The sequence below is a fragment of the Tardiphaga sp. genome (assembly GCF_025356345.1).
In the GTDB taxonomy this organism is placed as follows: domain Bacteria; phylum Pseudomonadota; class Alphaproteobacteria; order Rhizobiales; family Xanthobacteraceae; genus Tardiphaga.
The window spans coordinates 1-9,647 of sequence record NZ_JANXTC010000256.1; the positions used below are offsets into that span (position 1 = coordinate 1).

Here is a 9,647-nt window from a genome sequence, read left to right on the forward strand (position 1 = left end):
CATTATCAATGCCTATGGCACCAATGCCCGGTTGGGGGCCGGCGAGTGGATGGTGGTGGAGGCGGACGAGAGCGACGGCACCTTCCTGAAGCTGCCCGCCGACGTCGCCATTGTCACCAATGTCGATCCCGAGCATCTCGACCATTTTGGCACCTTCGAAGCGGTACAGGACGCGTTCCGGCATTTCGTCGAGAACGTGCCGTTCTACGGATTTGCGGTGATGTGTATCGACCACCCGGTGGTGCAGAGCCTGGTCGGCAAGATCGAGGATCGCCGCATCATCACCTATGGCGAAAACCCACAGTCGGATGCGCGATTGCTCGATCTCAAGCCCAGCAATGGCGGCTCCGCCTTCAGCGTCGTGTTCCGCAACCGCAAGGCCGGCACGACCGAGACCATCGACAATCTGATGCTGCCGATGCCCGGCCGCCACAACGCGCTGAACGCGACCGCGGCGATCGCGGTGGCGCATGAACTCGGCATGTCCGGCGACGCCATCCGCAAGGCGCTGGCGAATTTCGGCGGCGTTCGCCGCCGCTTCACCAAGACCGGCGAGTGGAACGGAGTCACCATCATCGACGATTACGGTCACCATCCGGTGGAGATTTCCGCGGTGCTGCGGGCGGCGCGCGAATCCACCAAGGGTAAAGTGATCGCCGTGGTGCAGCCGCATCGCTTCACGCGGCTGCAGTCGCTGTTCGAGGAATTCTGCACCTGCTTCAACGACGCCGATACGGTAATTGTCGCCGAGGTCTATCCGGCCGGTGAAGCGCCAATTGCTGGCATTGACCGCGATCATTTTGTGCTCGGCCTGCGAGCCCACGGCCATCGAGAAGTGTTTCCGCTGCAGGAATCCGCCAGGCTTGCAGGGCTCGTCGCCGGAGTTGCTAAACCTGGTGACACGGTCGTTTGCCTCGGCGCCGGCAATATCACGCAATGGGCCTATGCGCTGCCGAGCGAGCTACAGGCGCTGGGGTGACGATGTCCGGCTTCCCCGACATCACACCCGCGCTCAAATCCGCGATGCCCGAGTTGCGTGGGCGGCTGCTGGCGAATGAGGTGCTGGCACCCTTGACGTGGTTTCGCGTCGGCGGGCCCGCGCAAATCCTGTTCACGCCGGCGGATGAGGATGATCTCGCTTATTTCCTGGCGCATCTTCCGAACGAAATCCCCGTCACCATGGTCGGCCTCGGCTCCAATCTGATCGTGCGCGATGGCGGCGTTTTGGGGGTGGTGATCCGCCTCAGCCCGCGCGGTTTTGGCGCGACGATGGCGAGCGATGATACGGTCACCGCCGGTACCGCGGCGCTGGACAAACGCGTGGCCGAGACCGCGGCAGCCGCCAATATCAGCGGCCTCGAATTCTACTTCGGCATTCCCGGCTCGATTGGTGGCGCGCTGCGGATGAATGCCGGCGCCAATGGCGGCGAGACCAAGGATGTGCTGATCGCCGCCACCGGCATCGGCCGCGACGGCGCGAAGCAAGTGTTCGACAACGCCGCGATGCAGTTCGTCTATCGTCATTCGGGCGTCGATCCCTCGGTCATCTTTACGTCCGCGACCTTTCGCGGTGTCATCGCGGAACCGGCGGTGATCCGTGCGCGGATGGACGGCGTGCAGGCGCACCGTGAGACCGCTCAGCCGATCCGCGAAAAGACCGGCGGCTCGACGTTCAAGAACCCGCCCGGCCACAGCGCCTGGAAGCTGGTCGACGCCGCCGGCTGTCGCGGGCTGCGCGTCGGGGCCGCGCAGGTGTCGGAGATGCACTGCAATTTCCTGATCAACACCGGCGATGCCACCGCGGCCGATATCGAGACGCTCGGCGACACTGTGCGCGCCCGCGTACTGGCGCATAGCGGCATTGACCTGCACTGGGAAATCAAGCGGATTGGGGTGGGGCATGACGGAGCGAACTGAATCAATGCGGATAACCATTCTGTTCGGAGGCCTGAACAAGGAGCGGCTGGTCTCGGTGGCCACGGCGCAGGCACTGCATACGGCGCTGCCGGAGGCCGAGCTGTGGTTCTGGGACGTTGACGATCGCGTCTATCCGACCCTGCCGGAAACCCTGTTGGCTCATGCCCGGCCGTTCGAGGAGCCGTTTCAGCCTGGCAGCGCCAGCCTGGGGTTGCTTGCGGCGGCGCTCGACATGGCCAAAGCGGAGAACCGCGTGCTGCTGCTCGGGCTGCACGGCGGCACCGCGGAGAACGGCGAATTGCAGTTGTTGTGCGAGATGCGCGGCATCGCCTTCACCGGGTCCGGCTCGGCGTCGTCGAATCTCGCCTTCGACAAGATCGCCGCCAAGCGCTTCGCGGCGCTGGCCGGCGTACCCACGGCGTCCAGCATCGCGCTGGATTATCTGGAAGCGGCGCTCGCCGAGCATGGCCGGCTGATCGCCAAGCCAGCCCGCGATGGCTCGAGCTACGGCCTGATCTTCGTCAATGCCAGTCAGGATCTGGTTGCCGTTCGCCATGCCGCGAAGTCTGAGGACTATGTTGTCGAGCCATTCGTGGCCGGCGTGGAAGGCACCTGCGCGGTGCTGGAGCAGGCCGACGGTTCGCTGATCGCGCTGCCGCCGATTGAAATCATCCCGGCGGAGGGCGGCTTCGATTACGAGGCGAAATATCTCGCCAAATCGACCCAGGAAATCTGCCCGGGCCGTTTCGCGCCGGAAATCAGCCGGGCCATCATGGATTTTGCGGTTCTGGCCCATCAGGCGACGTCGTGTCGGGGGTATTCGCGATCGGATTTCATCATCTCCGCCAACGGACCGGTCTATCTCGAGACCAACACGCTGCCCGGGCTTACCAAGGCGTCGCTGTATCCGAAGGCGCTCGCCGCGCAGGGCGTCGGTTTCGTTGATTTTTTGCATGGTCAGATTGCGCTGGCCACCAAGCGCGCTGCAGGATCGTAATTGCTGTCGCTCCAAGGCGGTAGCGGCCCCGCCGCCAGCGAACCCGGAACCCCGGAATGTTCAATCCGCACCGAATTCCGGGCCTGCACCAGCCGTTTTTGACGTCAGCCGCAGCTCGGGCTGACGACGGCGGCATGTTCCGCCGCGCGTCCGGTTCCATCCAACGGATTCGCCACAGTCCGGCTAAACTGTTCTGCCGTCGCATTAAAACGCGTCCTGTCCGAACCTTCTTTACACTTTGTTTACCAGGAAGTCCGAAGGTCAAGGTTGGAGGCGCAGGTGCGCCTGGCCGCCGGGCGTGAGGCCTTACCCATCCCCGGCATGACCAGATTTCACCCGTGCCAGAGCCCGTATCGAAGGCGGGCACAACATGTGATGAGCGCGTGCAATGGATGGTGCAGGACGCCCCTCCCGGTCGGTGAGACCTTTGGGGCCCCCAGCTGACCTTAAAATGGCTGCCAAGGGAGCAGTCATACTGCTTCGCGAGCAGTTGCTGCCGCTTGTCCGTTTGCTGGCCCGGTTCCAGTTCCGCAAACCCGTCGTCCGCGAACAGAATCCGAACCGCCTGATCGCTGCCTTTGAACGTTACACCCCGCGTCGGGTCGGCATCGCGGCTACGGTCGTGATGCTGCTCGGCAGCGTCGCGCTGGGGGTGGTCAAGGGTGATCACCTCGATGAACTGGTCGAAGCCTTTAGCGATACCCGAAACGCCGCCGCCAATGCCGCCGGGTTCCGTATCGCTTCGGTCACCCTGAACGGCCGCAAGCAGCTCACCCAGGACGAAATTCTGGCGATCGGCGGCGTCAATGGCCGCTCGTCGCTGCTGTTCCTCGATGCCGCCACGGTGCGCGACAAGCTCAAGGCCAATCCGTGGATTGCCGACGCCAACGTGCTGAAGCTGTATCCTGACCGGCTGCAGATCGATGTTACCGAGCGCACCGCTTTCGCGCTTTGGCAGCAGGACGGCCGCCTCTCGGTCATCGCCGATGACGGCGCGGTGCTTGAAACCTATGTGTCGCGCCGTTTCGCTTCGTTGCCGCTGGTAGTAGGCAAAGGCGCCGATAGCCGCGCCAAGGATTTTATCGCGCTGCTCGACCGCTATCCGCAGGTCCGCACCGTTACCAAAGCTGCCATCCTGGTCGGCGAACGGCGCTGGAACCTGCGTCTCAATGACGGGCTCGACGTCCGCCTGCCGGAAAACGATGTCGGCAATGCGCTGGCCATGCTCAGCAAGCTCGACAAGGATGACCATTTGTTCTCGCGTGATATCGTCGCTATCGACATGCGTCTGCAGGACCGGCTGACGGTCCGGCTGTCCGAAGATGCCGCCAAGGCGCGCGACGACCTGTTCAAGGCCAAGGACAAGACCGACAAGAAGAAGGCTGGTGCCGCATGACCAGTCTTGATCGCAACCAGGCGCCGAAGACCCGCCAGATGGCTCCCAACCGCACCGCGCTGGTGGCCTCGCTTGATGTCGGCACCAGCAAGATAGCCTGCATGATCGCGCGGCTGCGGCCTTGCCCGCCGAGCGACGCGCTGCGCGGTCGCAGCCATGCCATCGAGTTGATCGGCTACAGCCAGATCCAGTCCCGCGGCGTGAAGTCCGGGGCTGTGGTCGACATGGGCGAGGCGGAGCAGGCGGTGCGCCATGCGGTATCGCTGGCCGAGCGCATGGCCAAGGTGCGCGTCGAATCCGTGCTGTTGTCGGTTTCGGCTGGCCGGCTGCAGGGCCAGCTGATCGAGGCCTCCGCCGATATCAAGGGCGTCGCGGTCACCGCCGCCGATGTCACGCGGGTTACCTCGACCGGCATGAAGCATGCGACCCCTCCGGGCCGTACCGTTCTGCATGCATTGCCCGTGGGTTACGCGCTGGACGGCGTTAAAGGTATTCGCGACCCCAGGGGCATGGTGGCCAGCCAGTTCGGCGTTGACATGAATGTCGTTACCGCCGACGCCACCGTCGCCCGCAACCTGATGCTGGTCATCGAACGCTGCCACCTCAATGTCGAGGCGATGGCGGCGAGTCCTTATGTCGCAGGTCTCGCGGTCCTGACCGACGACGAGACCGATCTCGGTGCCGCCGTGGTCGAAATGGGCGCCGGTACCACGACCATCGCCACCTTTTCCGGCGGGCGTTTCGTACATGCGTCCGGATTCGCGGTCGGCGGGCAGCACATCACGATGGACCTTGCCCGCGGCCTCGGTTGCTGCATCGCAGATGCCGAGCGAATCAAGACGTTATATGGCACGGTGCTGACTGGCGGCTCCGATACGCGCGAAATGATGAACGTGCCGACGGCCGGCGACAATGACCGCGATTTTCCGCAGGTCGTGTCCCGCGCCACGATCGCGAACATCGTGCGGCAGCGTGCCGAGGAGATTTTTGAAATGGTCCGGGACCGGCTGGCAGATTCCCCGTTTGCGGCCGAGCCGCGGGCGAGGGTCGTGCTGTCCGGCGGTGCCTCGCAGCTGACCGGGCTTGTCGAGCTCGGCACTCGAATTCTTGGCCGCCCGGTTCGGGTCGGTCGTCCGCTCGGCTTCGGCCGGCTTCCGAATGAGGCGAAGAGCGCTTCGTTCGCTGTGCCGTCGGGCCTGCTGGTCTATCCGCAGTTTGCTCACCTCGAGCATGTGGAGCCGCGATACACGCGTCAGCTCAAGACGGGCACCGACGACGGTTATTTCGGAAAGGTCGGACGATGGCTTCGCGAGGGCTTCTGATGAAATTTCTTCGAGTGATCCTTTTTCCATCTTCAACGTTGACGGCCCAAAGTCTGATCTTGGGCCGCCGGCATGACCAGACAACGCGCGCGTAATCGAGAGGCAATCCCATGACACTCAACCTGACCCCCCCTGATATCAGCGAGCTCAAGCCCCGGATCACCGTGTTCGGTGTCGGCGGCGCCGGCGGTAACGCCGTCAACAACATGATCACGGCTGGTCTGCAGGGAGTCGATTTCGTCGTCGGCAATACCGATGCGCAGGCGCTGACCATGTCGAAGGCGCAGCGCATCGTGCAGATGGGCACCGTGGTGACCCAGGGCCTCGGCGCCGGTTCTCAGCCGGACGTCGGGGCGGCCGCCGCGCAGGAAGTGATCGACGAGATCCGTGATCACCTCTCGGGCGCCAACATGGTGTTCGTCACTTGCGGCATGGGCGGCGGCACCGGCACCGGTGCGGCCCCGGTGATCGCCAAGACGGCACGTGACATGGGTATCCTCACCGTCGGTGTTGTTACAAAACCGTTCCACTTCGAAGGCCAGCGCCGCATGCGCACCGCCGAGGCCGGCATCGCTGAGCTTCACAAGGTGGTCGATACGCTGCTGATCATCCCGAACCAGAACCTGTTCCGGGTCGCCAACGAGAAGACCACCTTTGCCGACGCCTTTGCGATGGCCGACCAGGTTCTTTACTCGGGCGTTGCCTGCATCACCGACCTGATGGTCAAGGAAGGCCTCATCAACCTCGACTTCGCCGACGTTCGCGCCGTGATGCGCGAAATGGGCAAGGCGATGATGGGTACCGGCGAAGCCTCGGGCGACAAGCGCGCGCTGACCGCCGCCGAAGCCGCGATTGCCAACCCGCTGATCGACGATTCCTCGATGAAGGGCGCGCGCGGCCTGCTGATCTCGATCACCGGCGGCAAGGACCTGACCCTGTTCGAAGTCGACGAAGCCGCCACCCGCATCCGGGAAGAAGTCGATGCCGACGCCAACATCATTGTTGGCGCCACGTTCGACGAGACCCTCGACGGCGTGATCCGCGTCTCCGTGGTCGCCACCGGCATAGAGCAGGCCATGCTGGCCCGCAATGCCGCCGCTCCCCCGGCTTCCGTTGCCAATGCCGTCGCCGCGGCCGCCGCGCCCGACAGCCGTCTTGCCGATCTGACCGCCCGGCTGCGCGCCGACAATCAGCGCGCTGTCGCCACCACGGCGCAGAAGACCGATGCGCCGCGTCCGGGTCAGGCCCCCGCTGCGGCGCGCCCGGCGGCCAGCAACCACGAACGCGCTGCGCTGGCCGCGATTGCCGCCGCGGTGGCTCCGGAAAACCAGCCGGTCGCGCAGGTGTCGAATCAGGCCGCTAATTACGGCGACGTGACCGTGCGCCCGATCGCGCAGAAGCCGTCGCTGTTCGCGGATCGTGAAGCTCCGCGCGCGGAAGAGCATGAGCCGGCGCTGCCCGAGCAGTTCATTCCTCAGGCCGCAGAACGCGCACCTTTGCGCGCGCCGCGCATGCCGAAGTTCGAGGACCTGCCGATGCCGGCGCAGAACGAGATCCGCCAGGCCCGCGGTGAAACGGATGATGAGCCGCAGAAGGTTCGGATGTCGCTGTTGCAGCGCCTCGCCAATGTCGGTCTCGGCCGTCGCGACGAGGAATCCGAGGCGCCGGTGGCCGGCCGTTCCCACGCTCCGGCGATGGCACCGATGCCGCCGCTGCCTGAACGCAAGCCACAGCGCAGCGTTGCTCAGCAGATGGGCAATGAGGCGCCGGTGTCCGAATACGCCCGCCGTCCTGCCCCGCAAGGTCTTGATGCGCATGGCCGTCCGGCACCTGTGGCCCCCGCGCCACAGGGCGACGACCATCTGGATATCCCGGCCTTCCTGCGCCGTCAGACCAGCTGAGTTTTGTTACAATCATGACGATCAAAAAGGTCTCGACTGGCAACGGTCGGGACTTTTTATTTTTCAGGAACTCGTCACCAAGTCGTTGATCATATTTATATAATTCGAATTTCTAGAGCGGCTTCGAGGTGCGAGACTTGTTCAACCCTTGGCTCGAATGCGGCAGAGGTTGGGTAACAATCGGTAAAAAAGCGTGAGTGGCGCACTTTGTGGCAGTGGGTATGGTTGCTGCGACTCGGGGACTTCGGACAGCCGAATTGGCCGGATTGAAGTGAGTCGCAAGTGGGTGGGTTACCAATGAAATTTAGCCGTCAAACAACGCTTTGGTCGCAAGCCACCGTCACCGGTGTCGGCGTCCATTCCGGTTTGCCTGTCAGCTTGACCCTCGGACCTGCACCTGTCGATGCAGGTTTTATTTTTGTCCGGACCGGCCTTGATGGTCCCGATCGCGAAGTCCAGGCCAACGCCAAATCGGTGATTGCGACCGCCTTTGCGACGGTGATCGGCGACAGCGAAGGTCCGCTGGTTTCCACCGCCGAACACGTTCTGGCCGCCCTGCGCGGCATGGGCGTCGATAATGCCACCATCGAGGTCGATGGTCCGGAAGTGCCGATCATGGACGGCAGCGCGAGCGCCTTTGTCGCCGCCATCGACCAGGCCGGCATTGTCGAGCAGGCTGCCCGCCGTCGCTTCATCCAGGTGCTCAAGCCCATTCAGGTGGCGATCGGCGACTCCTTCGGCGAGTTGCGCCCCAACAGCAGCGGTTTCCGCGCTGAAATCGAAATCAATTTCGCCAATCCGGCCATCGGCCGTCAGAATTACATCATCGACCTCAATCCGCAGAGCTTCCGCCGCGACATCGCCCGCGCCCGCACCTTTGGCTGCATGAACGACGTGGCGCAGCTCTGGAGCGCCGGTTTCGCGCTTGGCGCATCCTTCGAAAATTCAGTGGTGTTCGACGAGACCCGCCTGCTCAACAGCGAGGGCCTGCGTTATTCCGACGAATGCGTGCGTCACAAGGCGCTCGACGCCGTTGGTGACCTGGCGCTGGCCGGTCTGCCGCTGCTCGCGACCTTCCGGTCGGTCCGTGGTGGCCACAAGCTCAACCACGCGGTGCTGTCGGCGCTGATTGCTGATCGCAGCGCCTGGAAGATCGTCGAAGCCGAGCCCGTTGCGACCGCCCGGCGTCCGCGTGTTGCAGCCGAGATCGCCAGCGGCATGCTCGGCGGCATGATCGCTCCGGCCTTCGGTCCCGACGTTTCCTGAAGGCTGGCATCCCTGTCGGGCTATCCGCCGCGGTTGGCGCGCGGAAGGTCGTCATCTATGCCAATCCCAACATGGCATCGCTGCACTCATTGATGCGGCAGTGTCGGGACGGGGACATCCGCGGTAACCATAAGCCACTGTATTGCAACCGCGTTCGCCTTAATCCCGGCGAAATGCCTGCGTATCCGGTTTGTTAACCGACTTTATTCGGGTAAACAGGCACGCGGTCGAAGGCCAACCGCGGGCTCCTTACCGGTAGGTCCGCGATCGTGCGCGATGGACGCGCAGGCACCGCATCACAGGCGTCAGGTCTCATATATGTCGGCACAGCGTACTCCGCCCGAACTGCGCAACCTGCTCAACGGCTATGGCCGACAGCTGCGTCTGGCTTTTGGCCTGACCGCGCTGGCGATTCCATTGAGCGGCTGCGGCACCGGTGCGCTGTGGGACAAGTTCAGCACCAAGGACGACACCTTCGTCGAGGAGCCTGCCGACAAGCTGTATAATGAGGGCCTGTACCTCATGAACCAGAACAAGGATCCGAAGGCGGCCGCGAAGAAGTTCGAGGAAGTCGATCGCCAGCATCCGTATTCCGACTGGGCGCGCAAATCGCTGCTGATGTCGTCCTACGCCGCCTATGAAGCCGGCGATTACGATACCTGCATCGGTTCGGCGACGCGTTATGTCACGCTGCATCCGGGCAGCCCGGACGCGGCCTATGCGCAATATCTGATCGTGTGGCTCCGAGGGCGTGCACATAGTCCGTAAGGGGGGCCAGGTCGGCCTTCAGTGCACCGTAACGGACCTTGCCATCTGGAAGGACGTATTTTTGCAGGACGGCTTCGAAC

At 63.8% G+C, this 9,647-nt stretch carries 7 protein-coding genes and 1 pseudogene; all 8 read left to right on the plus strand.

Features of this window, described 5'->3' with window-relative positions:
• Positions 1–979 (plus strand): UDP-N-acetylmuramate--L-alanine ligase (locus tag Q0S16_RS15735; protein ID WP_295849893.1); only part of this gene is annotated, 979 nt, incomplete at its 5' end.
• Between the two features lie 2 nt (positions 980–981).
• Positions 982–1,917, plus strand: coding sequence for a UDP-N-acetylmuramate dehydrogenase (murB, locus tag Q0S16_RS15740; RefSeq protein ID WP_295849895.1), 936 nt, complete (start codon positions 982–984; stop codon positions 1,915–1,917).
• A 4-nt stretch (positions 1,918–1,921) separates the two neighbouring features.
• Positions 1,922–2,914 carry a D-alanine--D-alanine ligase gene (locus tag Q0S16_RS15745; protein ID WP_295849896.1) on the plus strand — a complete coding sequence of 331 codons (993 nt, stop codon included), beginning with the start codon at positions 1,922–1,924 and terminating at the stop codon, positions 2,912–2,914.
• Positions 2,915–3,302: 388 nt separating this feature from the next.
• Entirely contained in the window at positions 3,303–4,310 is a 1,008-nt protein-coding gene (locus Q0S16_RS15750; protein WP_295849898.1) for an FtsQ-type POTRA domain-containing protein, read from the plus strand.
• A complete protein-coding gene (gene ftsA / locus Q0S16_RS15755; protein WP_295849900.1) occupies positions 4,307–5,632 on the plus strand; it encodes a cell division protein FtsA in 1,326 nt (441 codons plus the stop codon). The genes Q0S16_RS15750 and ftsA overlap by 4 nt, the downstream gene beginning before the upstream one ends.
• A gap of 110 nt (positions 5,633–5,742) precedes the next feature.
• Positions 5,743–7,533, plus strand: coding sequence for a cell division protein FtsZ (ftsZ, locus tag Q0S16_RS15760; protein ID WP_295849903.1), 1,791 nt, complete (start codon positions 5,743–5,745; stop codon positions 7,531–7,533).
• Between the two features lie 297 nt (positions 7,534–7,830).
• Complete coding sequence (lpxC, locus tag Q0S16_RS15765; RefSeq protein ID WP_295849906.1) at positions 7,831–8,799, plus strand: UDP-3-O-acyl-N-acetylglucosamine deacetylase; 969 nt, start codon at positions 7,831–7,833, stop codon at positions 8,797–8,799.
• Between the two features lie 318 nt (positions 8,800–9,117).
• Positions 9,118–9,534: pseudogene (gene bamD, locus Q0S16_RS15770) on the plus strand (outer membrane protein assembly factor BamD); the annotation flags it as partial.
• Between the last annotated feature and the right edge of the window lie 113 nt (positions 9,535–9,647).